Below are 21,650 nucleotides of genomic sequence, written 5' to 3'. Positions count from 1 at the left end.
CAAGATCCGGCTGGCCAGCCGGATCTTGGCTCAATCGCTTCAATCCCACGAAATCTCTCTCGTGGAGATACAAGGTGGCTCGGCGAAGCCGAGACGGAGAGGGGAGCGCCCTACGAAGCCCCTCTCCGTCCGCTTCGCGGCCACCTCTCCCCGCCTTTGGCGGGGCGAGGAACCCAAGCCCTGTTAAGCCGGCGGGACAGCGCCTCCTCTGTCCTGTCGGACGTCTCCCCCACAAGGGGGAAATTTCCCGTCCCGTCGCCGGCGCCTTGCTCCAGTCCGACGAGGGTCTCTTCCTCAACCACCTCAACGCCACCCAGCCTGAAAGGCGCGAAGGAGGCCCGGTGCAGCCTTGCCACCGGCCCATGCGTCTCGATCGCGGTACGGTGCCGGACCGTCGCATAGCCCATATGCACCTCGAAGCCGTAATGCTCGTGATGTCCACCGCAGCCGCACATCATGCGGTCGCGCATCACCTTGGCGACGATCGACGCGGCGGCGATCGATTGCGAGCGCTGGTCGCCTTTGATGAGCGCCCGGCCTTCGCAGGCGAGACCAGGGGGAACGTCGCGGCCGTCGGCCAGGGCGAGCTTCGGTTGCAGCGAGAGGCCCGCGGCGGCACGGCGCATCGCTTCGAGGCTTGCCTTCAGGATGTTGCTGTTGTCGATGCCTTCGGCGCTGATCGAGGCCATCGAGACACTCAGCGCCGAGCCGAGGATCTTGAGGAACAGCGCCTCGCGCTGCAAATGGGTGAGGCGTTTGGAATCGTCGAGGCCTTCCGGAATATTGGCGGGATTGAGCACCACCGCGGCGGCCACCACCGGACCCGCCAGCGGACCGCGGCCTGCCTCGTCCATGCCGGCGACCGGCCACAGCCCGTCGGCCATCGCCTTGGTCTCGATCGAGAAGTCGGGCTTCTCGACCATTTCAAAGAGAAGCGGAGAATCGGAACGCGGGCGAGCCATGGTGCGGCGAGGTTCGCATCGGCTCCGATTCTCCGCAAGTCCTTCCGGGTCGGATGGGGCGTCGGACCGGGAAGGCACCGTCTCACGGCCGGGGGACAAGGGCCGGACGGAATTTCGAAACAAATCGCAATTCCAGACGGAAATTCGCTTTGCCTGGAATTGCTTAACGCCGGCCGTCATGGCCGGTGCTGGCGTCAAAGCAGCATCAGCTGCTCGCCGGCGCCGGAACCTGCGACGAATTGGTCGGTGCGAAGCTGTCGTCGCTCGACATTGAGGCGGAGCCGCTTGGCGGCGATCTCGAATCGCCGGCCGATCTGCCAGGCATAGGGACCGGCGCCCTTCATGCGCTTGCCCCATTCCGAATCGTAATCCTTGCCGTCGCGCATCGACCGGATCAGCGACATCACATGCCGGTAGCGGTCCGGATAATGCCGCAACAGCCAGTCCTTGAAGATCGGCGCCACCTCGAGCGGCAGGCGCAGGATGACGTAGCCGGCCTCACGCGCGCCGGCGGCCCTGGCCGAATCGAGGATGCGCTCCATCTCCGGATCGTTGAGACCGGGGATGATCGGCGCCACCATCACCGATGCCGGAATGCCGGCATCCGAAAGCTGCCTGATCGCCTCCAGCCGCTTCGTCGGCGTCGACGCGCGCGGCTCCATGGTTCTCGCCAGCATCCGGTCCATCGTCGTCACCGACAGCGCCACCTTGGCAAGACCGCGCTCGGCCATGCGCGAAAGAATGTCGATGTCGCGCGTGACCAGCGCCGACTTCGTGACGATGCCGACCGGATGGCCGCGCGCCTCGAGCACTTCCAGAATCTCGCGCATGATCCGGTATTGCTTCTCGATCGGCTGGTAGGGATCGGTGTTGGTGCCGATGGCAATCGTGCGCGGCTGATAGCCCGGCTTCGACAATTCCCGGTCCAGCATGCGCGCCGCATCCGGCTTGGCGAACAGCTTCGATTCGAAATCGAGCCCCGGCGACAGGCCCATGAAGGCATGCGTCGGCCGGGCAAAGCAATAGACGCAGCCATGCTCGCAGCCGCGATAGGGATTGATCGAACGGTCGAAGGAAATGTCGGGCGACTCGTTGCGCGTGATGATGGTGCGCGGCTTTTCGACCTGCACTTCCGTCTTGAACGGCGGCAGCTCCTCCAGCGAGTTCCAGCCGTCGTCGAACACATGCCGGCTGACCGGCTCGAACCGGCCGGACGGGTTGATGCCGGCCGAGCGGCCGCGATTCCGGTCGGGCCGCACGCGCATGCCACTCTGCTCGATCATCGCGTTCGCCATCTCGGCTCTTCCTGCTCCGAAAGCGGCAATGTCGGCGCGCACGATCTGTTCCATTTTCGCCCTCTCCCAAGGACTGTCGGCAGGCTTTCGAATCGCTCTGTTCATGAAACTATTCCTATTTTGCCGATGAGAACAAAGCAAGAACTTTTTCGCTGGAACGCGCAACTGGCGCATCGCCGCGCTTTCCGCTATTCGGCTAAAAATGCTCAGCGTTGTCATCGAAACCAAGAACGACGAGGAGGGGCTCGCCCGTACGCTCGCCTCGCTGGTCGGCGCCGCGGTCGAAGGGGTGGTGCGCGACGTGATCGTCTGCGATCAAGGCTCGACCGACCAGACGCATCGGGTGGCCGAGCATGCCGGCTGCCATCATGTGACCGGCGGGATCGCCGTGGGCATCGGCCAGGCCAAGGGCGATTGGCTGCTGTTGCTGGAACCCGGCGCTCGGCTCGCCGAGGGCTGGATCGACGAGGTCGTCGCCCATACGGCGAGACAGACCATGCCGGCGCGATTTTCGCGCGCCCGCGCCGATCGCGCGCCTTTCCTGGCTCGCATCTTTTCAGGCAATCGTGCGCTGGCCGAAGGTCTCGTCATCAGCAAGCGGCAGGCTTTGGCTCTGGCAAAGAGCGCGCGCAGCGCCGAAGCCCTGGCGCGCGGCCTGGCGACCAGGCGGTTAAACGCCGAAATCTGGGTGGCGCCGCCGAAGTGAGGCCGGCAACGGCTTTCTTCCCAGGTGCGAAGGGCAGATCCGGTAAAATTCACCACATCGATCTTTTGTGCGTTGCACAAAATTCAACACCGGATTAGCATTCCTTAATATGGGGCATTGGGGATTGGGCAAGTTCGAAGCGGTAGGCGGCCGATGGCGGACGCCGCGGATGCGAGGATCCGATGGACTCTTCCACCCCCGACAAGTCTGGCGCAACCAGTCTGGAAGTCGCAACCAGTCTGGAAGCCATTGCCCGCAGCGGCAGTTTGTTCAGGCGCATTGCGGTGCGCATCCCGACCTACATGAAGGATCTTCGCGAAAACCCGGCCTGGCTGCCGATGTTCGTTTTGGCGCGAACCATGCCAGGGCGCCGCATGCACTGGCTGGGCGCCAAACGAGCCCGCCCTCTCGACAATGCGGCAGAGACGATGTTCGTCGGCACCGACCGTGCGGCGGCGGTCGAGGCTTTGCGCGCCGAAGGCCTGTTTTCGGGCTTGATGCTGCCCTCCGCGATCCATCAGGAAATCGCCGCCTTCGCGCAGCGTACACCTTGCTTCGGCAATTTCGACCGCCGCCTTGAATTCATGCCGGGCGACCATGCCGAGGCCGAGAAGCGCTTCGGCCGCTCGCTGCTCAGCGGCCATTATTTCGAGCGCATCCTGGATTGCCCGGCAGCTCTTGCTATCCAGAAGGACCCGCTGCTGCTCGACATCGCCCGGCACTATCTCGGCGGCCAGGCCAAGCTGATCACCACGCGCGTGTGGTGGAGTTTTCCGACTGGCAAGGTGTCCGATGCCGACAAGAACCTCGCCTCGTTGGGCAAGTACCATTTCGATCTCGACGACTGGCGGATGCTGAAGTTCTTCTTCTATTTGGTGCCGGTCGACGAAGGCACCGGCCCCCATGTCTATGTCCGTGGCAGCCACAAGCGCCGTGTGCTCAAACATCAGCTGACGCTTCTGGTCGGCCACCCGGCCGAAGAGGTGCTGGATGTCTATGGCCAGCAAAGCCCCGTCATGCTGACGGGCGAGGCGGGTCTCGGTTTCGTCGAGGATCCGTTCGGGTTCCACATGGGCACCGTACCCGCGCACACGCCCCGCCTGATGATGGAAGTCGGCTTCGGCGTCTCCAAGCCGTCGCGGCGCCGGTTTCATGGCGAGCCGGTCATTCGCTAGACTTGTGCCGGTCAGAGATCCCTGATCTCGACCGGCATCCAGGCGCTGCGGCGCCTGGCCAGACGCTGCTCGCGCGTCTCGGTGTCGAACCAGACCGCGACGGGCTCGCGCGAGAACAACTCGCGATCGTCGAGCGCGTTGACGACGACCACCGCCGTGGCGTCGTCACCCTGTCCGGCAACGGCGGCGACATAGACGCCGCAGTCATGGCAGACGAGATAGTCGGCGGTGCGCAGGCCGAAGCGGTAGACCTGCAGGCGCCCCCTGTCCGCGACCGAAACCACCAGCCTGCCGTTCGGATCGGCGGCCGCGCGCGAGCCATGCCGGGTGCAGAACGAGCATTGGCAGGCGCGGATTTCCAGCGCGGCCGGATCGAGCGCGGTGGAGAAGCTCAGGCGGATATTGCCGCAATGGCAGCCGCCGCTGTGAACGGTCATGGCGGATCCTCCCTTGTTCGCAGCACAAGGTACTTTGCCGCCCTCGAAATGGCTGCTCGCAGGCGCCAGTGCCATTCCCGCCTGCGAACCGGAAGCCGGTTGGGGGCTATGCCTGCGGTTACGAGGCCGGCTTGCCGCCGCGCCGAAGATGCTCGTCCAGCCGCGGCATGATCTCGACGAAGTTGCAGGGCATGTGCCGGTAGTCGAGCTGCGCCTTGATGATGCCGTCCCAGGCGTCCTTGCAGGCGCCAGGAGAGCCCGGCAGCACGAAGACGAAGGTGGCGTTGACGACGCCGCCGGTCGCCCGGCTCTGGATCGTCGAGGTGCCGATCTTGTCGTAGGAGATGCGATGGAAGACTTCCGAAAAGCCGTCCATCCGTTTTTCGAAGATCGGCTCCAGCGCCTCCGGCGTCACGTCGCGGCCGGTGAAGCCGGTGCCTCCGGTGGTGATGACGACGTCGATACCTTCGTCCTTCGACCAGCCGAGCACCTTGTCGCGTATCTTGTCGCGGTCGTCGGTCACGATATCGCGCGCGGCAAGCACATGGCCGGCGTCCGTGATGCGGTCAGCCAACATCTGGCCGGACTTGTCGTCGGCAAGGCTGCGCGTGTCGGAGACGGTCAGCACCGCGATGCGCACCGGGATGAAGGGTCGGCTCTCGTCAAGCTTCGCCATCGCCCACCTCCATGCTGCGCGTCGCGGCGACGAACCAGTCGGGATGGCGGGCACGGATCGCGATCGCCGCGCGCTTGGCGACATTGCCGGTCTCGAACAGGCCGAAGCAGGTGGCGCCGGAGCCCGACATGCGCGCGAACGCGGCGTCGGCGCGTTTGAGCGCCTTGAGCGCCTCGCCGATCGCAGGTTCGATCGAACGGGCGGCAGCTTCCAGATCGTTGCGCGTCGTCTCCAGCCAGTTGCGGACGGCGTGAAAGTGGAGGCGTTTCGGCAGCGGCGGCAGTATCTCGTTGTCGCGGCTAGACAGCGCCTTGAACACGTCCGGCGTCGCGACGGCGACGCCCGGATTGACCAGGACGAGGCCGAGTGCCGGAAATGCGGAGAGCGGCGACACGTCATCGCCGATGCCGCGTGCGATCAGCGGCTTTGACTTCAGGCACATCGGCAGATCGGCGCCGAGCGAAAGCCCGATCCGCGCCAAGGAATTGTCGTCGATATCGAGCTTCCAGAGCCGCGCCAAGCCGTTGAGCGCGGCCGCCGCGTCGCTGGAGCCGCCGCCGACGCCAGACGCGATCGGCAGGTTCTTCTCCAGCCTGATGGCGACGGGCGGCGCATGACGCGCGCCAGCCTCCCGCCGCAAGGCATCGCGGGCTCTGACCACCAGATTGCCGTCGTCGAGCGGCAAACCGGCGGCATAACGGCCGGATACGGAGAATTCGTCATGCTCGGCCGGCCCGATCTCGAGCCGGTCGCCGAAGCGGGCGAAAACGGCAAGGCTGTCGATGAGATGGTAGCCGTCGGCGCGCCGTCCGGTGACATGCAGCGCCAGATTGATCTTGGCCGGCGCAAGCCATGTCCGGACTTCTGTGCCGGGCTCCAGAATGTCGGCTGCTGGCGAGATGGCTTCAGTCCTTGGCCAGACGATATTCGCCGGTCTTCGGATCCTTGACCAGCGTTCCCATCGTGCCGTTCGCCGCCTGCTTCTCGGTGCGCCGGATCTTGGCTGTCACGCGTTCGGCCTCGCGCACGAAAGCGCGGTAGCCGAAGTAAGCGGCGGCGCCGATAACAATGAAGAAAATGATCTGCGGCATCTCAAACTCCTCCCGCGGTCTCGCGGCAAGGCCGGCCGGATGGGTCGGTCAAGCGGCCATGCTAGACGCAATCATGGCTTTTTCAAAGCCCGAAGCGTGCCCACAACGCGCGCTCTTCCGCCGCATCGAGCACGCCGTTTGCGGCGGCAGCGGCGATATCGGGCGCCGAGAAGCGCGAGCCGAACAGGCCGAAACGGCCAAACAAACCGCGCGGCGCGGTGATCAGCTTGAGCTGCGTCTTGTCGCCGAAGCGGGTCTTGAGCACGCTGCGCATATCGCCCAGCGCATCGACAAGGCCGAGCTCGAGGCCCCGCTTGGCGGTCCAGAACAGGCCGGTGAACAGGTCCGGGTCGTCCTTGAGCTTGCTGCCGCGCCGTTCCTTGACGAGCTCGATGAAGGTCTCGTGCACTTCGAGCTGCAGCGCCTTCAGCCGCTCCACGTCCTCCTTCTTCTCGGGCTTGAACGGATCGAGCACGGCCTTGTTCTGGCCGGCGGTGTGGACGCGCCGCTCGATGCCGATCTTCTTCATCAGCTCAGGAAAACCGAAGGAGGCGGAGACCACGCCGATCGAGCCGACGATCGATGAGGGGTCGGCGAAGATCTCGTCGCCGGCGACCGCGATCATGTAGCCGCCCGAGGCCGCCACGTCCTCGATGAAGACCAGCACCTTCTTGTTCTTTTCCGTGGCAAGGTCGCGGATGCGTTTGAAGATCAGGCGCGACTGCACCGGCGAGCCGCCCGGCGAGTTGATCGAGATGGCAACTGCCGGCGCATCGAAGCCGAACGCCTTTTCGATGACGCCGGCCGTCGAGGCGAGCGACAGGCTCGGCCGGAACTGGCCGCCGCCGGCCATGATGGCGCCTTGCAGCCGGATGACCGGAATGGTGACGACTGTCGAGCGCCAGGATTTCGGCAGCAGGCGGTTGAAGAGGCGTTTCACGAACGGGTGTCTCCGGTGGAATACAAAGGAGCAAGATGAGATCAGTTAAGTCGGTAGGCGCGACCTCATCTTGCTTTGGCATGTAGGAATTCGCCGTCCAACGGCAATGCCGCATCGCGCGCCCCGGATCAATCGCCGAACAGCGACGCCAGGCCGTTGTTGATCATTTCCGTCCGCGCCGTCGGCGCGTTGCCGGACGGTCCGTGCAAGGTGAGCGGCGGGCGGATGGACAATTTCCCGCGCGCCCCGAGCGCGGCCCTGACGACGATGCGGATCGCCGCCGCGTCCGGACGCGGATGCACGCACAGCACCTCGGCATCGCCGAAGCGCCCTTCGATCGCATCGAGGATGGCGACCAGTTGCTCGGGCCGCGCGATGACGGCCAGACCCCCACGCGGCCTGACGACGGCGGCGCCGCTCCTGATCCAGCGCTCGAACAGCTCGTCCTCGGTCACATGTGCCTGCCGGCGCAGCGCGTCGGGCGTCGAGCGGTCCTCGGCCGCGTTGAAAGGCGGGTTCATGATGACGAAGTCGAAGGAATTGTCGGCAAGCCCGGCTTCCGCTCGCGCCCGGCCGGTCTGCGTCACGTCGGCCGTCAGCACCGAGGCGCGGTCGCCGAGATGCGCGTTGCCCGGATGCGAAAGCGTGGCGGCGGCGAACCCCGCCATTTCGGCCGAGCGCTCGACCAGCACGGCCCGCGCCGCCGGACAGCGCGACAGCACGGCGAGGGCGGCCGCGCCGGCGCCGGCGCCGAAATCGGCGAGCCGGCCGGAAAAGCCGGACGGCACGGCGGCCGCCAGCATCATGGCATCCATGCCGGCGCGGTGACCGCCGCGGCTCGGCTGCACCAGCCAGAAGCGTCCGCGATGGAAGGCGTCGACCGTGTGCGCCGGCGTATCCGGGACGGGAACGGTGCTGGTTGCCATTACTTTTTGCGGATCTCGTTCTCGATGCCGGCATCCTTGAGGATGCGGCGCGCGGCGTCGATCTTCTCGGCATCGACCATCACGCGCCGGGGCAGGATGCCGAGCGAACCGTCGAGCACGCTCATATTCTGGTCGGCGACGAAACAGGCGATGCCGGCGTCGCGCATCAGCGATTCGACAAAGGAGATGACGACAGCGTCATTGGTGCGGACAAGCTCGATCATGGAACGAAAATCGCAGGTTGCGGCGTTCCTGTAAACGTCGGGGGCCAAACACGCGAAGGTAGAGCCGCGCCAATTCGCCTCTTGCCGTGCCCGGTTGTGCCGACCTAGAGTCGACGCGGGACTAGTGCATGTCGCCCAGAACTGCGCAGCGGTTCTGGGACAACGACGTGCATCAAAACAATGACTGGAAGCGTGTCGCCTGAATTCGTTTCAGTGCGAGGCGTTTTAAGGTGCCGTCGTACGCGTCAAATTGACGGGAGTTGTCGTGGTGGGTGTCGTTCTCAACATCGAAGGCAAGCGGGAACCCGCTTCCATCAAGGATCTGATCGATCTGACCGCCGCCGACATGGGGCGCGTCAACGAGCTGATCCTGTCCAAGGCCGGCTCCGACGTCGAGATGATCCCGGAGATCGCCAACCACCTGATCTCCTCCGGCGGCAAGCGGCTCAGGCCCATGCTGACCCTCGCCGCCGCGCAGATGTTCGGCTATTCCGGCGAAGGCCATGTCAAGCTCGCGACCGCCGTCGAGTTCATGCATACCGCGACGCTTCTCCACGACGACGTGGTCGACGAGAGCGCGCTCCGCCGCGGCAAGAAGACGGCGCGCATGATCTGGGGCAACCAGGCGAGCGTGCTGGTCGGCGATTTCCTGCTCGGCCAGGCTTTCCGTATGATGGTCGAGGTCGGCTCGCTGGAAGCCCTCGACATCCTGTCGAGCGCCGCCTCCATCATCGCCGAGGGCGAGGTTATGCAGCTTGCGGCTGCCAAGAACCTCGACACCACGGAGGACGAGCATTTCGCCGTCATCAAGGCCAAGACCGCGGCGCTGTTCTCGGCCGCGGCCGAAGTGGGGCCGGTGATCGCCCAGGCCTCGCGCACCGATCGCGCCGCACTTCGCTCCTACGGCATGAATCTTGGCCTCGCCTTCCAACTCATCGACGATGCGTTGGATTACGGCGGCTCCAGCAAGGATCTCGGCAAGAATGTCGGCGACGATTTCCGCGAGGGCAAGGTGACGCTGCCGGTGATCCTCGCCTACCGGCGCGGCACCAAGGCCGAGCGCAGCTTCTGGAAGCGCGCCATCGAGGAAAACGTCACCGACGACGCCGGGCTCGAAAAGGCGATCGGCCTGATGGCCCGCCACGGCGCCATCGCCGACACGATCAGCCGCGCCCGCCATTTCGGCGAGATCGCCCGCGATGCGCTGGCGCCGCTGGAGGCGACGCCGCAGAAGTCGGCGCTGATCGACGTCATCGATTTCTGCATCAGCCGCGTCAACTGAGCTGACTGCCTTGCAGGCGCCTGCCTGGCATCCGCCGGGCAGGGCGTCTGTGAATCCCGCGCCGGCCGTCTCGACAAGAGGCGGCCCGGCAAATTATCTATAAAATATGGCCAGCACAGAAGACACGATCGCTGTCCGCATCAGCAAGGAACTGGCGGACCGCATCATTTCGGGCGCGATCGAGCCCGGCTCGCGGCTGCGCCAGGATCATGTCGCCGAGGAATTCAACACCAGCCATGTCCCGGTGCGCGAAGCCTTCCGGCGCCTGGAGGCGCAAGGCCTGGCGATCAGCGAACCGCGCCGTGGCGTGCGCGTCGCCTCTTTCGATCTCGGCGAGGTCAGGGAGGTGGCCGAGATGCGGGCGGCGCTCGAAGTGCTGGCGCTGCGCCATGCCGCCCCGCATCTGACGGCGTCGATCCTCGACCGGGCCGAGGAGGCGACCAAGGCCGGCGACAAATCCCGCGACGTTCGTTCCTGGGAAGAGGCCAATCGCACCTTCCACCGGCTGATCCTGGCGCCTTGCAACATGCCGCGCCTGCTTTCCACCATCGACGACCTGCATGCCGCGAGCGCGCGTTTCCTGTTCGCGGCCTGGCGTTCCGAATGGGAAACCCGCACGGACCAGGATCACCGCGCGATCCTGAGCGCGCTTCGGCAAGGCAACACCGAATCGGCTGCCGCCACGCTCGGCCGCCACGTGCAATGGATCGGCCAGAAACCGGTCAAGACCGCTTCTGGCAAGACGCGCGAGGCGTTCGCCATCGTGGGGTGATGATCGGCGATTGGCAACTGGCCGAGGCATCTCAACCTCGTCATTCCAGGGCGGAGCAAGGAGCGAAGCGACGCGCGCAGACTCTGGAATCCATGCCGTTACGTCGAAGCCTTGCAGCGGTGCAGAACGACCTCTGTTCTGCCCCGCTTGCCATTCGGCCAAGGTCACGGCATGGATCCTAGGGTCTATGCGAGGCCGCTTCGCGGCCGCTTCGCCCTAGGATGACGAACCTGCGGGCTTGCCAACCGTTTCAAAATGTGGATTCGATAATAGATCGAATAAAGAAATTATCTATAATTTCAGTCCAACCAGGGAAGACACCGTGACCAACGCAGCCATTTCGACCCGCAAATCCTCCTTCAGCCCGTTGCGGCTGCAAAACCGTTCGCTCGCTTGGCAGATCGGCGCCGTGATCCTCGGTTCGCTATTCCTCGCGCTGTCGTCCTATATCGAGGTGCCGATGGTGCCGGTTCCGGTGACGATGCAGACCTTCGCCGTTACGTTGGTCGGCGCGCTCTATGGCTGGCGCTTCGGCGCGCTCACCATCGCCGCCTGGCTGGTCGAAGGCGCGGCAGGGTTTCCGGTGCTGGCGGGCGGAGCGGCCGGGATACAACATTTCGTCGGTCCGACCGGCGGCTATCTCTTCGCTTTCCCGGTCGTCGGCGCCGTCGTCGGCTGGCTGGCCGAGCGCGGCTGGAACGGCAACCACGTCATGCTTGCCTTTGCCGCCATGCTCATCGGCAACCTGCTTTGCCTGGTTCTCGGCACCGCCTGGCTTGCCGTCATGATCGGCACGGAGAAGGCGATCACCTTCGGCTTCCTGCCCTTTATCGTCGGCGGCTTGCTCAAGTCGGCGCTGGGGGCGGCGACGCTGAAGCTCTTTTCCACCGATCGGGCGGAACCGCGCGAGCGCTCGTCCGGGACGCGATGACCGTCAGGCTGCGCGCCCATCATCTGCTTTGCCTGCTGACCTATGTCGGCAAGGGCTATTCGCCGGCCTTCACCGCCAACTACGACCAGGTGGTGAAGCGGCTGGGCGAGGGCGAGGGGGTTTTGATCGTTTCCGGTCCGGACGACATCTGCGCCCCGCTGCTCGACGAACCCGAGCCGCATTGCCTGCGCGAAAGCGCCGCCGAGCGGGACCGGCTCGCTGCGCGTGACGTGGGCGCTTTCCTCAACCGGCCGATCCGGGCTGGAGACCGGTTCGTGCTGGATGCCTCCAGCTTGGCTGGGATGCGGGAGGCTTTTTCCGCCGGCCTGACGCGCCAGGCATGCTCCGGCTGTGAGTGGTCCGGCCTCTGCGACGCGGTTGCCGCCGGCGGGTTCGGCGATACGCGTCTTTAGAGCATGATCCCGAATAGCGGGACCCGGTTTTCGGAAAAGAGTATGCTCCAACAAGGAGCGAGATCAGGGTGACGTTCAACGGAACGCATCCTGATCCAGGCAACCAGGTACCACATGTCGGCGTCCCGGACCTCCGCGCGGGATGTTTTCGGCGGCCCCGCATCGTTTTTTAAGCCGGATGATTGCATTGTGATTCGCTCGGCGATTGAAGCTCGACCCCAAAAAGGCCATGCTTTGACCGGAAAAGATCGAGTCTGTGGGCGGTCCGCCAAGGGGGATCGCGTCTGGCTGAAAGGGATACGATGCGGCAAGGACGTGCGCGCTGGCTGACGAGGCTGGCATTTTTGACCGGTGTGGCGCTTTGGGTGCTGCCGGTCCAGGCCAAGGAAGATGCCCAACCGCTGCAGATCACGTCGTTCTCGGGCGCCTATCTTGCAGCCCATATCGCCGAAAGCGACAACGATCTCGACGACGCGATCGCCTATTACAAGCAGGCGCTGGCCTTTGCGCCGAACGACAAAGACCTGCAGCAGAGCCTGATGCTGGCTCTCGTCGCGCAAGGCCGCTTCGAGGAATCGCTGGTCTATGCCGACAAGCTGAAGGAAGTGCCGGATGTCGAGCGCTTCTCGCGTCTGGCGCTCGCCATCGATTCCTTCCACAAGAAGGATTATGCCAAGGCGCAGTATTGGCTGAAGCTCTCGCTCGAATCCGATCTCGACCGGCTGCTTTCCGGCGTCATGGATGGCTGGGCAAAGGAGGGCGCCGGCAACGCCTCCGAGGCCATGGAGTCCATCGACAAGCTCAAGGGGCCGGACTGGTTCGGCCTGTTCAAATCGTTCCACCGCGCGCTGATCGCCGACGCCGCCGGCCTGAAGGATAAGGCCGATGCGATCTACGCCGCCACGCTCGCCGACACCACGGCCGGCGGCTCCGCGCCCGAAACCTGGATGCGCAATGCCCAGGCCTATGCCTCGTTCCTCGCCCGCAAGGGCGACAAGTCGAAGGCGCTGGCGGTGTTGAATCAGGCCGAGGCCTTCGCCCCGGGCAAGCTCGAGATCACCACGCTGCGCGACCGCATCGCCAAGGGCGAAAAGATCGAGCCGCTGGTGGCCGGCCCGGCCGACGGCGCGTCCGAAATCCTTCTCGACCTTGCCACCGCGCTCAACCGCGGCGGCGGCGAGCCTTTCGTGCGGCTTTACCTGCAATACGCGCTGGCGCTGAAGCCGGACAGCGATGCGGCCCTGGTGCAGCTTGCCGCGGTCGCCGAGCAGCTCAAGGATGGCGAGGGCGCCATCGCGCTTTACCGCCGCATTCCGGCATCCTCGCCGCTGAAGGAGCTTTCCGACCTGCAGCTCGGCCTGAACCTCGCCGATCTCGACAAGCACGACGAGGCGATTTCCCACCTCAAGTCCTATCTCGACAAGCACCCGGACGACATGCGCGCCTATCTGGCGCTCGGCGGCGTCTATGGCTCGAAGGAAGATTTCCGCTCGGCCGCCAATCTCTACGACAAGGCCGTCGAGCAGCTGAAGACGCCGACCGCCGCCAACTGGAACATCTTCTACCAGCGCGGCATCGCCTATGAGCGGCTGAAGGAATGGCCGAAGGCCGAACCCAATTTCCGCAAGGCGCTGGAGCTGCAGCCGGACCAGCCGCAGGTCATGAACTATCTCGGCTATTCCTGGGTCGACATGAACATGAACCTCAAGGAAGGCCTGGCGATGATCCAGAAGGCCGTGGATCTCAGGCCGAACGACGGCTACATCGTCGATTCGCTGGGCTGGGCCTATTACCGCATGGGCCGCTTCGACGACGCCGTGCGCGAGATGGAGCGCGCCGTCTCGCTGAAGCCGGAGGATCCGGTCCTCAACGACCATCTCGGCGATGCCTACTGGCGCGTTGGCCGCAAGCTCGAAGCCACCTATCAGTGGACCCAGGCGCGCGACCTGAAGCCGGACCCGGATGTGCTGGCCGCCCTGCAGCAGAAGCTGCTCAAGGGTCTGCCGCCGATCGAATCCAACACCGCGCAGGAAACCCCGAAGGTGAAGCCGGTGCCGGCGCCCGCGCCGAAGGGCTGAGCGTTGCAGTATCGAGTTTCTGGCGGGGCCCTTCGGGGCCCCGCGGCAGTTTTCGGAACATTTGCAAAGCTTTCCGCCTTGCCGGACGCGAGCCACCGCCTTGACGCTTGCCGGCCCGGCAACTAGGGAAGCGTCATCCTGCGCTTTCCGAGGCCGCCGTGACCATCGAGATCCCCGCCCATATGCATCCCAGCCGCTCCTTCCAGGGGCTGATCCTGACCTTGCACAATTACTGGGCAGACTATGGTTGCCTCATCCTGCAGCCCTACGACATGGAGGTCGGCGCCGGCACTTTCCATCCGGCCACCACCTTGCGGGCGCTCGGTCCGCTGCGCTGGAATGCGGCTTACGTGCAGCCTTCGCGCCGGCCGAAGGACGGCCGCTACGGCGAGAACCCCAACCGCCTGCAGCATTATTATCAGTACCAGGTAATCCTGAAGCCCAATCCGCCGAACCTGCAGGAGCTCTATCTCGGCTCGCTGGAAGCGATCGGCGTCGACCCGCTGCTGCACGACATCCGCTTCGTCGAGGACGACTGGGAAAGCCCGACGCTCGGCGCCTGGGGGCTTGGCTGGGAATGCTGGTGCGACGGCATGGAAGTCTCGCAGTTCACCTATTTCCAGCAGGTCTGCGGCATCGAATGCGCGCCGGTGGCGGGCGAGTTGACCTACGGTCTCGAACGACTCGCCATGTATGTGCAGGGCGTTGACAATGTCTACGACCTGAACTTCAACGGCCGCGAAGGCGCCGAGAAGGTCACCTATGGCGACGTCTTCCTGCAGGCCGAGCAGGAATATTCGCGCCACAACTTCGAATTCGCCAACACCGCGATGCTGCTGAGACACTTCGAGGACGCCGAGGCCGAGTGCAAGGCGCTGCTCGATGCCGGCACGCCGAAGCCCAGCGACAATTTGGCGATGCACCGCATGGTCTTTCCGGCCTATGACCAGTGCATCAAGGCAAGCCATGTGTTCAATTTGCTCGACGCCCGCGGCGTGATTTCCGTCACCGAGCGGCAGAGTTACATTCTGCGCGTACGCAACCTCGCCAAGGCTTGCGGGGAGGCGTTCCTGAAGACGCGGGCGGGCGGCCTGGCGGCTTAGCCCAAAGTCACGCTGGCGATCTCGGCGGCTGCAATCGGCAACGTTACCTGGGCAGTCGCGGCATCGATCGTGCGCAGTGCCTGTCTCACGCCCGGCATCGAGAATGTGCCGTGCATCTGGGCGGTGAAGCAGGCGCTCAGTGCCAGGATCTGCAGCATTCTCGAAACCGTCTTCATGGTCGTTCAGCCAATAGTTCTCCGCCTGAGCGTTGGTCGCTTCAGTGCCGCTTTTGGTTCATGGGATGTCTGCTTTTAAGACGGTTGGGCTCGCTTCGTCCCGACAAAGACCTGAAAATTTCCCGATATGGGTCTGATTTGCGATCGGCGGGCAGGGTGACAGGCGCGAGCCGAGTTGCTATGCCGCGCCGGACCCTTCGCCAGCATGAGCTGACCCTATGCCTGACCTGCTTTTAGAACTCCGCTCGGAAGAAATCCCCGCACGCATGCAGCGCAAGGCTGCCGGCGATCTCAGGAAGATGCTGACCGACGGTCTGGTCGAGGCGGGCCTCACCTATGAGGCGGCGCGCGAATATTGGACGCCGCGCCGCCTGGCTCTCGATATCCGTGGCTTGACGGCGCGCTCGAAGGACATCCGCGAGGAGATCAAGGGGCCGTCGACCACCGCGCCCGAGCAGGCCGTGCAGGGTTTCCTGCGCAAGGCCGGGCTTTCATCGATCGCCGACGCCCATGTCCATTCCGACCCAAAGAAGGGCGACTTCTACGTCGCCCACATTTCCAAGCCGGGCCGGATGGCGGAGGAAATCATCGCCGAGCTGGTGCCGGGCATCATCAGAAATTTCCCCTGGCCGAAATCGATGCGCTGGGGGCCGGCCTCGGCGAAACCCGGCTCGCTGCGCTGGGTGCGGCCGCTGCAGTCGATCGTCTGCACCTTCGGCCCGGAAACCGAGGAGCCGGTGGTGGTCGATTTCGAGATCGACGGCATCCGAGCCGGCAACATTACCTATGGTCATCGCTTCCATGCGCCAGGCCCGATCACCGTGCGCCGCTTCGACGACTATGTGGCGAAGCTCGAGGCGGCCAAGGTCGTGCTCGACGCCGACCGGCGCAAGGAGATCATCCTGGCCGACGCCCGCAACATCGCCTTCGCCAACGGCCTGGATCTCGTCGAGGACGAGGGCCTGCTGGAGGAAGTCTCCGGCCTGGTCGAATGGCCGGTCGTGCTGATGGGTGAGTTCGAGCAGGACTTCCTCACCATTCCGGGCGAGGTCATCCGCCTCACCATCCGGGCCAACCAGAAGTGCTTCGTCACCCGGCCGCAGGGCGCGGGCGAGGACCTGTCGAACCGCTTCATCCTGGTCGCCAACATCGAGGCGGCCGACGGCGGCAAGGAAATCGCCTATGGCAACGGCAAGGTGGTGCGCGCCCGCCTGTCCGACGCGCTCTATTTCTGGAAGACCGACCAGGGCGATTTGCCCGACCTCGACCAACTCACGGAATCGGCGGCGAAGTTCGGCCTGGATCTGAAGAAGCCGCTCGACCAGCGCATGGCGCGGCTCGACCATCTGAACGTGACCTTCCATGCCAAGCTCGGCACGCAAGGGCAGCGCGTGGAGCGCATCAAGCGGCTGGCGGAAGCGCTGGCCCCGGTCGTCGGCGCCGACAACGCGCTCGTCACCCGCGCGGCGGTGCTCGCCAAGGCCGACCTGCAGACGGAGGTGGTCGGCGAGTTCCCTGAATTGCAGGGCGCCATGGGCCGCAAATATGCGCTGCTGCAGGGCGAGCATGCATCCGTGGCCGCAACCGCCGAGGAGCACTACAAGCCGCAAGGCCCATCCGATCGCGTGCCGACCGATCCGGTCTCGGTCGCGGTGGCGCTTGCCGACAAGCTCGACACGCTGACAGGCTTCTGGGCGATCGATGAAAAGCCCACGGGCAGCAAGGACCCGTTCGCCCTGCGCCGCGCTGCGCTTGGCGTGGTCAGGATCCTCATCGAGAACCGTATCCGTCTGGCGCTGACGTCAGTTTTCGCCAAGGCCTTTGCGAATTTGAAGAGCGGCGCGGATCAGTCGTCGGATCTCCTCGCCTTCTTCCACGACCGCCTCAAAGTCTACCTGCGTGAAAGTGGTGCACGCCACGACTTGATCGATGCCGTGCTGTCAGCGGGCTCGCGCCCAATCTCCCTCCTTGTGGGGGAGATGTCGGCGAAGCCGACAGAGGGGGGCGCTGTCCCGCCGGCCTCTCATTCTGTCGCGCCCCCCTCTGCCCTGCCGGGCATCTCCCCCACAAGGGGGGAGATTGGCCAATCGCCGAACGACGACCTCCTGCAGATCGTGCGCCGCGTCGAGGCGCTGGGCTCTTTGCTCGACACCGACGAGGGCAAGAACCTGCTTGCCGGAACCAAGCGCGCCGCCAACATCCTGGCCGCCGAGGAGAAGAAGAAAACGCTGGTCGCCGAGGCCGTTGAGCCGGCGCGGTTCCGCGAGGAAGGGGAAAAGAAGCTCTTTGCTGCGGTGAATCAGGCTGAGAAGGAAGCCGGCCAAGCAATTCAAAACGAAGATTTTTCCGCCGCCATGCTGGCGCTTAGCGTATTGCGTGAACCGGTTGATTCATTCTTTGAGGGTGTTCTCGTGAATGATGAGGACCAGGCAGTGCGCGCCAACCGCCTGGCGCTGCTCGCCCGCATCCGCGCCGCCACCGATCAGGTTGCGGATTTTTCAAAGATCGTCGGCTGACGGCGAAGGAAAGGCGTCTTCGAGATCTACCCGCATCCGCTAGGACGCGGGTAGATCAGAGCAATTGGCCGCCCCAAATTAATGCACTGGAGCCGGCTTACAGTCATACGGCGATGACCTCCACGTGGGAGAACCAATGCCTGTCGCCCGGAAGTGTGCAGCGGTTCCGGGACAACGACATGTATCAGACAAAAGACGTTCCCAAACCACGGAGGCATGCCATGAATTCCGTTGACGATATCGATCTGATTGAAGAGACCCCGGCCGCCGCCGAGGCCATCGAATCCGTTTCCGAGAACATCCTCGACCACGCTGCCGCCGCGGCGGTCGAATCCGCCGATCCGTCCGAAGACGACGAAGACGCCGCTGCCTCGGCCGACGATGAGTCGGAAGACGAGGACGAAGATGACGACGATGAACACGATGAAGCCGACGAGGAAGCCCAGGCCTCGGGCGACGATGAGTCCGACGACGAGGATGAAGATGGCGACGCGGATGAAGACGATGACAAGGAAGAAGCGCCCTGAGCCGTTTCCCGTCGTCTGAGGTACGGGTCGGCGAGAGCAATCCCAGGAAAAGTGTGAAACGGTTTTCCGTCCGGAATTGCGTCCCAACAAACAGCGCCTAGCACATCGAAGGCGTATCCAGTGTGATCTACATCGCCTTGCCGACGCGCGGCAGCGGCTGGGCATTTGGCGGCTGCGCCGGTTGTTGCGCGCCGGCCTGCGCACTGGCCGTCGCGGCCGGCTGGCTGCCGGTTTTGCCGTTCGAAGCGGAGGCGATGCCGTTGGCAGGCGTTGCCGGCGACGTGCCGTTTGCCGGCGCGGCCGCGGGAGTGGTTGCCGGCGTCGCGGGCTTGGCCGCTGCGGCCGCCGCGGGCGTTGCGAAAGCGCCGCCGACAACGCCGCCGCGAATGATCATCGGGGCCTGATGGTGGCCGGACTTCTCGGGAATCGCAGCGACCTTTTCGTCGGTGACGGCGGGCACAGGATCGCCCAGCGCTACCATCGACGGCGTCGAGGCCGAGGACAGCTTGGCCGGTTCGATCGCATTCAGCCTGATGACCGAAGGCGTCGAGGTCGGGGGGCCGACCACGACGATCGACGAGGCATGTGCCGCGCCGTTCATCGCCAGAAGGCTGATACCGAACGCTCCAAGCAAACGCATCACGACAACTCCCAAGCCCGCAACCGCATCGAACCCGCACCCTAAGCAGGTCCGCAAAAGTGTCCCACGGTTTTGCGATCAGAACCTGCGAAAACCCAGGGAACCTAAACAGATATTCGTGGGGTACCCCACGAATATCTGTTTAGGGCCGGCAGATTGAAGCCGGCTTGCGCGGAAACTTAACATTTTAGGAATTGATAAATCGCCAATGCCCGCCCTTGCCCGGCGGAAGCGACCGTATTACGGGACCGGCATGTTCAGGACTGGTGGCGAATTTGGCTGAGATACTGGCGGCCGGCGAGGCTATGGAGCGGGCATTGGCGCTGCTCGAAGGCGGCGACGTCGTCGCCATTCCGACCGAGACGGTTTACGGCCTGGCGGGCGATGCCACCAACGGCGTCGCCGTGGCGCGCATCTTCGAGGCCAAGGGCCGGCCGCGCTTCAACCCGCTGATCGCCCATGTCGCAAATCGCGCGATGGCGGATCGTATTGCCGGCTTCGATCCGCTCTCGGCAAAACTGGCCGAAGCCTTCTGGCCCGGCCCGCTGACGCTGGTACTGCCGCAGCGCGCCGACAGTGGCATCCATCCGCTGGTCACCGCGGGGCTGGACACGATCGCGCTGCGCATGCCGCGCGGGTTCGGCGGCGAACTGATCGCGCGGCTCGGCCGGCCGCTCGCAGCCCCCAGCGCCAATTCTTCAGGCAAGATCAGCGGCACCACGGCGCAGGCCGTCGCCGCCGATCTCGGCGACAGGATCAAGCTGGTCGTCGATGGCGGCGCGACGCCGGTCGGCCTGGAATCGACTATTCTCAAGGTCGAGAACGGCAAGCTGCGGCTGCTGCGGCCCGGCGGCATCGGCGCCGCGGAAATCGAGGCGGTGGCCGGCGCGAAACTGTCGCGCGGCGCCGGCGGCATCGAGGCGCCGGGCATGCTCGCCTCGCATTATGCGCCGGGCGCCGCGATGCGGCTGAATGTCGGAAAGATTGCTGAAGGCGAGGCGTTGCTGGCCTTCGGCCGCAACCGCGCCGAGGGTTGGAAACGGGCCGTTGCGCTGCGCAACCTTTCCGAAGCGGGCGACCTGCGCGAGGCGGCAAGCAATCTGTTCGCTTTCATGCAGGCGCTCGACCGCAGCGGTGCCGCGACCATCGCCGTCGAGCCGATCCCGTTCGAAGGCTTGGGAGAGGCGATCAATGACCGGCTCGCGCGCGCCGCCGCGCCGCGTGACAAGACCGCTTGAGCCTATCTCTTTGTTTTGATGCAATTTCGGACGGAACCGCTTCGCACTTTTTCTGGAATTGCTCTAGGTTCTGACCCATGAACGACCAGCCCTTCGACCTCGACCCCGCCGTCATCGACCGCTTCGTTGCGATCGTCGGCGACAAATATGCGTTGCGCGACCAGGCCGACATCGCGCCTTACATCACCGAGCGGCGCGGCCTCTGGCATGGACGCACATCGCTGGTGCTGAGGCCGGGCAGCGTCGAGGAAGTGAGCCGCATCATGCGGCTTGCGACCGAGACCGGAACCCCGATCGTGCCGCAGAGCGGCAACACCGGGCTGGTCGGCGCCCAGGTGCCGGACAAATCCGGCCGCGACATCGTGCTCTCGCTGTCGCGGCTGAACCGCATCCGCGAGATCGATGTGCTATCGAATACGGTGACCGCCGAGGCCGGCGTCATCCTGCAGACGCTGCAGGAAGCGGCCGACGCCGCCAACCGGCTGTTTCCGCTTTCGCTCGCCGCCCAAGGCTCCTGCCAGATCGGCGGCAATCTCTCTTCAAATGCCGGCGGCACCGGCGTGCTCGCCTATGGCAATGCGCGCGAGCTCTGCCTTGGCGTCGAGGTCGTGCTGCCGACCGGCGAAGTGTTTGACGATCTGCGCAAGCTGAAGAAGGACAACACCGGCTACGATCTGAAGAACCTCTTCGTCGGCGCCGAAGGCACGCTGGGCGTCATCACCGCCGCGGTGCTGAAGCTGTTTCCGAAGCCGAAGGGTAGGGAGGTCGCCTTTGCCGGCCTGCCGTCGTCCCCGAAAGACGCGCTGTCGCTGTTCACCTTGGCGATGGACCGGGCGGGCGCATCGCTGACCGCCTTCGAGCTGATCGCCAGAAGGCCCTACGATTTCAGGCTCAAGCACGGGCAAGGCATCACCCGGCCGCTGACCGAGGACTGGCCGTGGTATGTGCTGATGCAGGTTTCTTCCGGCCGTTCCGAGGAAGACGGCAGGGCGCTGATCGAGGAGATCCTGGCCGAGGCTCTCGATCAAGGCATCGTCGGCGACGCGGTGGTGTCGGCAAGCCTTGCCCAGGGCGACGCCTTCTGGAATTTCCGCGAGACGCTGCCCGAATGCCAGAAGCCGGAGGGCGCTTCGATCAAGCATGACATTTCGGTGCCGATCGCCTCGATCCCCGACTTCATCGAAAAGGCGGCCGGCGTGGTGGAAGGGGTCTGTCCCGGCGCGCGCGTCGTCTGCTTCGGCCACATGGGCGACGGCAATCTGCACTACAACATCTCGCGCCCCCTCGATTGGCAGGACGAGGCCTTCCTCGAACTCTACCATCCCATGAACAAGGCCGTGCACGATGTCGTGCGCTCCTTCCATGGTTCGATCTCGGCCGAGCACGGCATCGGCCAGCTGAAGCGCGATGAGCTGATCGCCACGGCCCCGCCGATGGCGATCGACCTGATGCGCCGCGTGAAGGCGGCGTTCGATCCGGCCGGCATCATGAATCCCGGTAAGGTTATCTGATTCTTCCTGAATGCGATCGCCGGTCGCATTC

General features: G+C 64.8%; 22 protein-coding genes and 1 pseudogene. 12 read left to right on the top strand and 11 right to left on the bottom strand.

The window, feature by feature from the left end:
• Positions 1–269 precede the first annotated feature (269 nt).
• Both P9273_RS15985 and P9273_RS15980 read right to left on the bottom strand, forming a co-directional pair.
• Positions 270–962, bottom strand: a pseudogene (locus P9273_RS15985) (ribonuclease HII); the annotation flags it as partial.
• A 194-nt stretch (positions 963–1,156) separates the two neighbouring features.
• Positions 1,157–2,311, bottom strand: coding sequence for a PA0069 family radical SAM protein (locus P9273_RS15980; protein ID WP_278049771.1), 1,155 nt, complete (start codon positions 2,309–2,311; stop codon positions 1,157–1,159).
• Positions 2,312–2,459: 148 nt separating this feature from the next.
• On the opposite strand from P9273_RS15980, the gene P9273_RS15975 reads away from it, so the two are divergent.
• Together P9273_RS15975 and P9273_RS15970 are read left to right on the top strand one after the other, a co-directional pair.
• A complete protein-coding gene (locus P9273_RS15975) occupies positions 2,460–2,963 on the top strand; it encodes a glycosyltransferase (RefSeq protein ID WP_278049770.1) in 504 nt (167 codons plus the stop codon).
• 182 nt (positions 2,964–3,145) lie between these two features.
• The gene (locus P9273_RS15970; RefSeq protein WP_278049769.1) at positions 3,146–4,138 is read left to right on the top strand and encodes a hypothetical protein; all 993 of its coding nucleotides are present in this window, start codon (positions 3,146–3,148) and stop codon (positions 4,136–4,138) included.
• An 11-nt stretch (positions 4,139–4,149) separates the two neighbouring features.
• Here the strand turns inward: P9273_RS15970 and P9273_RS15965 are convergent, their stop codons facing one another.
• The 7 genes from P9273_RS15965 to P9273_RS15935 all read right to left on the bottom strand — a co-directional run bounded on the left by P9273_RS15965 (position 4,150) and on the right by P9273_RS15935 (position 8,432).
• Positions 4,150–4,575, bottom strand: a complete 426-nt coding sequence (locus P9273_RS15965; protein ID WP_278049768.1) for a GFA family protein — start codon at positions 4,573–4,575, stop codon at positions 4,150–4,152.
• Positions 4,576–4,693: 118 nt separating this feature from the next.
• Entirely contained in the window at positions 4,694–5,251 is a 558-nt protein-coding gene (gene moaB / locus P9273_RS15960) for a molybdenum cofactor biosynthesis protein B (protein WP_278049767.1), read from the bottom strand.
• Positions 5,238–6,131, bottom strand: coding sequence for a 4-(cytidine 5'-diphospho)-2-C-methyl-D-erythritol kinase (locus P9273_RS15955; RefSeq protein WP_278049783.1), 894 nt, complete (start codon positions 6,129–6,131; stop codon positions 5,238–5,240). Before P9273_RS15955 ends, moaB begins: the two co-directional genes overlap by 14 nt.
• Before the next feature lie 25 nt (positions 6,132–6,156).
• Positions 6,157–6,342 (bottom strand): membrane protein, encoded by a 186-nt coding sequence (locus P9273_RS15950; protein ID WP_041002518.1) that lies wholly within the window; start codon positions 6,340–6,342, stop codon positions 6,157–6,159.
• Positions 6,343–6,424: 82 nt separating this feature from the next.
• The gene (locus tag P9273_RS15945; RefSeq protein ID WP_278049766.1) at positions 6,425–7,282 is read right to left on the bottom strand and encodes a S49 family peptidase; all 858 of its coding nucleotides are present in this window, start codon (positions 7,280–7,282) and stop codon (positions 6,425–6,427) included.
• Positions 7,283–7,410: 128 nt separating this feature from the next.
• On the bottom strand, positions 7,411–8,208 hold the full coding sequence (locus P9273_RS15940; RefSeq protein WP_278049765.1) for a tRNA1(Val) (adenine(37)-N6)-methyltransferase: 798 nt from the start codon (positions 8,206–8,208) through the stop codon (positions 7,411–7,413).
• Positions 8,208–8,432 carry a putative signal transducing protein gene (locus tag P9273_RS15935; RefSeq protein ID WP_041002512.1) on the bottom strand — a complete coding sequence of 75 codons (225 nt, stop codon included), beginning with the start codon at positions 8,430–8,432 and terminating at the stop codon, positions 8,208–8,210. The genes P9273_RS15940 and P9273_RS15935 overlap by 1 nt, the downstream gene beginning before the upstream one ends.
• Before the next feature lie 268 nt (positions 8,433–8,700).
• Between P9273_RS15935 and P9273_RS15930 the strand changes: the two genes are divergently transcribed.
• The 6 genes from P9273_RS15930 to P9273_RS15905 all read left to right on the top strand — a co-directional run bounded on the left by P9273_RS15930 (position 8,701) and on the right by P9273_RS15905 (position 15,011).
• Positions 8,701–9,714 carry a polyprenyl synthetase family protein gene (locus tag P9273_RS15930; RefSeq protein ID WP_041002510.1) on the top strand — a complete coding sequence of 338 codons (1,014 nt, stop codon included), beginning with the start codon at positions 8,701–8,703 and terminating at the stop codon, positions 9,712–9,714.
• 106 nt (positions 9,715–9,820) lie between these two features.
• Positions 9,821–10,486, top strand: coding sequence for a GntR family transcriptional regulator (locus P9273_RS15925; protein WP_278049764.1), 666 nt, complete (start codon positions 9,821–9,823; stop codon positions 10,484–10,486).
• 322 nt (positions 10,487–10,808) lie between these two features.
• Complete coding sequence (locus tag P9273_RS15920) at positions 10,809–11,417, top strand: biotin transporter BioY (protein ID WP_278049763.1); 609 nt, start codon at positions 10,809–10,811, stop codon at positions 11,415–11,417.
• Entirely contained in the window at positions 11,414–11,830 is a 417-nt protein-coding gene (locus P9273_RS15915; protein WP_278049762.1) for a DUF1284 domain-containing protein, read from the top strand. Before P9273_RS15920 ends, P9273_RS15915 begins: the two co-directional genes overlap by 4 nt.
• 302 nt (positions 11,831–12,132) lie before the next feature.
• On the top strand, positions 12,133–13,908 hold the full coding sequence (locus P9273_RS15910) for a tetratricopeptide repeat protein (RefSeq protein ID WP_278049761.1): 1,776 nt from the start codon (positions 12,133–12,135) through the stop codon (positions 13,906–13,908).
• A 182-nt stretch (positions 13,909–14,090) separates the two neighbouring features.
• A complete protein-coding gene (locus tag P9273_RS15905) occupies positions 14,091–15,011 on the top strand; it encodes a glycine--tRNA ligase subunit alpha (RefSeq protein ID WP_278049782.1) in 921 nt (306 codons plus the stop codon).
• Here P9273_RS15905 and P9273_RS15900 read toward each other — a convergent pair.
• Entirely contained in the window at positions 15,008–15,187 is a 180-nt protein-coding gene (locus P9273_RS15900; protein ID WP_278049759.1) for a hypothetical protein, read from the bottom strand. The genes P9273_RS15905 and P9273_RS15900 overlap by 4 nt on opposite strands.
• A 218-nt stretch (positions 15,188–15,405) precedes the next feature.
• Between P9273_RS15900 and glyS the strand changes: the two genes are divergently transcribed.
• Together glyS and P9273_RS15890 are read left to right on the top strand one after the other, a co-directional pair.
• Positions 15,406–17,703, top strand: coding sequence for a glycine--tRNA ligase subunit beta (gene glyS, locus P9273_RS15895; RefSeq protein ID WP_278049758.1), 2,298 nt, complete (start codon positions 15,406–15,408; stop codon positions 17,701–17,703).
• A 221-nt stretch (positions 17,704–17,924) separates the two neighbouring features.
• Positions 17,925–18,230 (top strand): ATPase, encoded by a 306-nt coding sequence (locus P9273_RS15890; protein WP_278049757.1) that lies wholly within the window; start codon positions 17,925–17,927, stop codon positions 18,228–18,230.
• A gap of 127 nt (positions 18,231–18,357) precedes the next feature.
• Here P9273_RS15890 and P9273_RS15885 read toward each other — a convergent pair whose 3' ends face one another.
• On the bottom strand, positions 18,358–18,870 hold the full coding sequence (locus P9273_RS15885) for a hypothetical protein (RefSeq protein WP_278049756.1): 513 nt from the start codon (positions 18,868–18,870) through the stop codon (positions 18,358–18,360).
• A gap of 275 nt (positions 18,871–19,145) precedes the next feature.
• On the opposite strand from P9273_RS15885, the gene P9273_RS15880 reads away from it, so the two are divergent.
• Together P9273_RS15880 and P9273_RS15875 are read left to right on the top strand one after the other, a co-directional pair.
• Entirely contained in the window at positions 19,146–20,108 is a 963-nt protein-coding gene (locus P9273_RS15880) for an L-threonylcarbamoyladenylate synthase (RefSeq protein ID WP_278049755.1), read from the top strand.
• Positions 20,109–20,185: 77 nt separating this feature from the next.
• Complete coding sequence (locus tag P9273_RS15875) at positions 20,186–21,619, top strand: FAD-binding oxidoreductase (RefSeq protein ID WP_278049754.1); 1,434 nt, start codon at positions 20,186–20,188, stop codon at positions 21,617–21,619.
• The last annotated feature ends 31 nt before the right edge of the window (positions 21,620–21,650 follow it).

The organism is Mesorhizobium sp. WSM4935, from assembly GCF_029625735.1.
Classification (GTDB): Bacteria; Pseudomonadota; Alphaproteobacteria; order Rhizobiales; family Rhizobiaceae; genus Mesorhizobium.
This window is presented reverse-complemented; position numbering and strand designations above follow the sequence as displayed.

Bases quoted from the DNA above. Each gene is read 5' to 3' on its own strand.
- P9273_RS15980 (WP_278049771.1), bottom strand. From the start codon at position 2,311: ATGGAACAGATCGTGCGCGCCGACATTGCCGCTTTCGGAGCAGGAAGA.
- P9273_RS15975 (WP_278049770.1), top strand. From the start codon at position 2,460: ATGCTCAGCGTTGTCATCGAAACCAAGAACGACGAGGAGGGGCTCGCC.
- P9273_RS15970 (WP_278049769.1), top strand. From the start codon at position 3,146: ATGGACTCTTCCACCCCCGACAAGTCTGGCGCAACCAGTCTGGAAGTC.
- P9273_RS15965 (WP_278049768.1), bottom strand. From the start codon at position 4,575: ATGACCGTTCACAGCGGCGGCTGCCATTGCGGCAATATCCGCCTGAGC.
- moaB (WP_278049767.1), bottom strand. From the start codon at position 5,251: ATGGCGAAGCTTGACGAGAGCCGACCCTTCATCCCGGTGCGCATCGCG.
- P9273_RS15950 (WP_041002518.1), bottom strand. From the start codon at position 6,342: ATGCCGCAGATCATTTTCTTCATTGTTATCGGCGCCGCCGCTTACTTC.
- P9273_RS15940 (WP_278049765.1), bottom strand. From the start codon at position 8,208: ATGGCAACCAGCACCGTTCCCGTCCCGGATACGCCGGCGCACACGGTC.
- P9273_RS15935 (WP_041002512.1), bottom strand. From the start codon at position 8,432: ATGATCGAGCTTGTCCGCACCAATGACGCTGTCGTCATCTCCTTTGTC.
- P9273_RS15925 (WP_278049764.1), top strand. From the start codon at position 9,821: ATGGCCAGCACAGAAGACACGATCGCTGTCCGCATCAGCAAGGAACTG.
- P9273_RS15915 (WP_278049762.1), top strand. From the start codon at position 11,414: ATGACCGTCAGGCTGCGCGCCCATCATCTGCTTTGCCTGCTGACCTAT.
- P9273_RS15910 (WP_278049761.1), top strand. From the start codon at position 12,133: ATGCGGCAAGGACGTGCGCGCTGGCTGACGAGGCTGGCATTTTTGACC.
- P9273_RS15905 (WP_278049782.1), top strand. From the start codon at position 14,091: ATGCATCCCAGCCGCTCCTTCCAGGGGCTGATCCTGACCTTGCACAAT.
- P9273_RS15900 (WP_278049759.1), bottom strand. From the start codon at position 15,187: ATGAAGACGGTTTCGAGAATGCTGCAGATCCTGGCACTGAGCGCCTGC.
- glyS (WP_278049758.1), top strand. From the start codon at position 15,406: ATGCCTGACCTGCTTTTAGAACTCCGCTCGGAAGAAATCCCCGCACGC.
- P9273_RS15890 (WP_278049757.1), top strand. From the start codon at position 17,925: ATGAATTCCGTTGACGATATCGATCTGATTGAAGAGACCCCGGCCGCC.
- P9273_RS15885 (WP_278049756.1), bottom strand. From the start codon at position 18,870: ATGCGTTTGCTTGGAGCGTTCGGTATCAGCCTTCTGGCGATGAACGGC.
- P9273_RS15875 (WP_278049754.1), top strand. From the start codon at position 20,186: ATGAACGACCAGCCCTTCGACCTCGACCCCGCCGTCATCGACCGCTTC.